1 protein-coding gene and 1 pseudogene are annotated in these 2,691 nt (G+C 65.6%); both read left to right on the top strand.

The features are described from left to right. Window positions 1-329 (top strand): annotated as a pseudogene (locus AC1DYI_RS32015) (alpha/beta hydrolase family esterase); the annotation flags it as partial. Window positions 330-449: 120 nt separating this feature from the next. Next, on the top strand, window positions 450-2,691 hold a 2,242-nt coding region (locus tag AC1DYI_RS32010), incomplete at its 3' end, for a catalase (RefSeq protein ID WP_477208148.1).

Raw genomic sequence — 2,691 nt, 5'->3', positions numbered from 1 at the left:
TCCATGGTGATCGGGACCATACGGTGCAACAAACCAATGGCACCGAGATCGTCCGGCAAGCGCTCGACGCTCACCAGAGGGCGGCCGGCGGCATCAAGCTGCTTGCCCGCACGGAGAGCGGCGTGTCCCCTGGTGGGCGAAGCTACAGCCGCTCAGTGCACGTCGACGCCGATGGTCAGCCGCACGTCGAATCATGGACCTTGCACGGTGCCGGTCACGCCTGGTCGGGTGGCCACGCGAGTGGCTCCTACACGGATGGCGCCGGACCAGACGCATCGGCAGAATTTCTGCGCTTCTTCCTGGCGCTCCCACGCGCCGGTTCGGCATGACGAGCTGAGGGCCAATGCGAGGCCGGCTGGTCGGGCGCTTCAGGCGGGCACTGCTCGGGCACACCGAATGCTCTTGGCTCTGACGCCGCGTCGGCGCCCCTCTTTGATCGGATCGCACCCATGGCCACTCGCAAGTCTCCGCCCACCAACAGTTCGGCTCGTACCGACAGTGGCCCGTCCAAGTCAGCCGCAACAGGTACTGACGATTCGCTTGCCGCGCAACAGCAACGCGACACCGAAGAGCTGGCGTCGGGCATGCCCTACAACGCCAACAAGGCGGCCGAGCATGGGTTCGAGAATGGCATCGATCCGCCTCGTGGGGCCACGGCAGAACCCGCCTCCCGCTGGCCTGGCGCCAGCACACTGTCGGAAGTCAACGACTCGGACAAGACTGGCGCTCCGGCAGTCGAAAGCCTGAACGCCACCATCGAGCGGCTCGAAGGTGCGCGTGCCGATGCCTCCGGCCAGGCGCTGACCACCAACCASGGMGTGSSCATYGCMGACAACCAGAACTCACTCAAGGCSGGCSCGMGSGGYCCGGYGCTGCTSGAAGACTTCATCCTGCGCGAGAAGATCACSCACTTCGACCAYGAGCGCATYCCCGAGCGMATCGTCCACGCGCGTGGCTCCGCGGCCCACGGCCACTTCATCTGCGAGGCGCCGTTGACCCAGCACACCCGGGCGGCGCCCTTTCAGGAGGCTGGCAAGGTCACGCCCGTCTTCGTGCGCTTCTCCACCGTGGCGGGCGAGCGGGGCTCCAAGGACACCGCCCGCGACGTCCGTGGCTTCGCCGTCAAGTTCTACACCGACGAGGGCAATTGGGATCTGGTCGGCAACAACATGCCGGTGTTCTTCATTCAGGACGCGATGAAGTTTCCCGACCTGGTTCACGCCGTCAAACCTGAGCCGCATCACGGCATGCCGCAGGCAGCCAGCGCGCACGACACCTTCTGGGACTTTGTCTCGCTGATGCCCGAGTCCACCCACATGCTGATGTGGGTGATGAGCGACCGGGCCATCCCGCGCAGCTTCCGCACGATGCAGGGCTTCGGTGTGCACACCTTCCGGCTGGTCAACGAAGGCGGCGACACGGTGTTCTGCAAGTTCCATTGGAACCCGGTGCTGGGCACCCATTCGCTCGTGTGGGACGAGGCCGTCAAGATCTCGGGTGCAGACCCCGACTTCCATCGTCGCGACCTGTGGGAGGCGATCGAGAACGGCGCCTATCCCGAGTGGGAGCTGGCCGTGCAGGTCTTCACCGAAGAACAGGCCGAAGGCTTCAGCTTCGACATCCTGGACCCCACCAAGCTCGTCCCTGAGGAGCTGGTGCCCCTGACTCCTGTGGGTCGCCTGGTGTTGAACCGAAACCCCGACAATTTCTTTGCCGAGACGGAACAGGTCGCGTATTGCACGGCGAACATCATCCCCGGCATCGACTTTTCAAATGACCCGCTGCTGGCCGGTCGCATCCACTCTTACGCGGACACCCAACTTTCCCGACTGGGCGGACCCAATTTCCAGCAGTTGCCGATCAACGCGCCGATCGTGCAGGTGCACAACAACCAGCGTGACGGGCTGCATCAACACACCATCCATCGAGGCCGCGTGTCCTATGAGCCGAACTCGCTTGGCGGCGGTTGCCCCTTCCAGGCCGGCTCGATGCACGGCTTCGTTTCGGTACCGGCGCGCATGCGCGCAGAGGACGAGCAGGCCAAGGTGCGAGCCAAGGCGGACAAGTTCGCTGACCACTACACCCAGGCGCGGCTCTTTTACGAAAGCCAGACGCCCGCCGAGCAGGCCCACATTGCCGCAGCGTTTCGCTTCGAGCTGAGCAAGGTCACGGTGCCGGCCATCCGGCGGCGCATGGTCGCGTCCTTGCGCAACGCGTCAGAAGAACTGGCGCAGCGTGTGGGCGAAAAGCTGGGAATGGTGCCGCTGCCCGAGCCTTTGCCGCGCGCTCTCGAGACCCCGGACGAACCTGAGGTGACGCGGTCGCCCGCACTGTCGCTGTTGGCCCGGCCGGGCAACGGCTCGGTGCAAGGGCGCAAGGTCGCGTTGATGGTCGCCCCGGGCGTGGCCGCGGCATCGCTGATCACCCTCAAGCAGGCACTGCAGGCCCAAGGCGCCGTTGCGCGCCTCGTGGGCCCGCAGATCGGCCCGGTGACGGCTGACGACGGCCAGATCATCGACGCCGACGCTTMGTTCGAGAACGAACCCGGTTTTCTCTTTGATGGCGTGGTCGTGCCCGATGGCAGCTCCGCAGCTCAGGCGATTGCGGCGGACGCCAACGCGTTGGCCTTCGTTCGGGACACCTTCCGCCACTGCAAACCCTTGCTGGTGCTGGGAGCGGGCACTGCAGTCC

This window comes from Ideonella sp. P3_A4 (genome assembly GCF_056403075.1).
The sequence above is the reverse complement of the archived record's forward strand: the minus strand, read 5'-3'. Positions and strand labels throughout refer to the sequence as shown.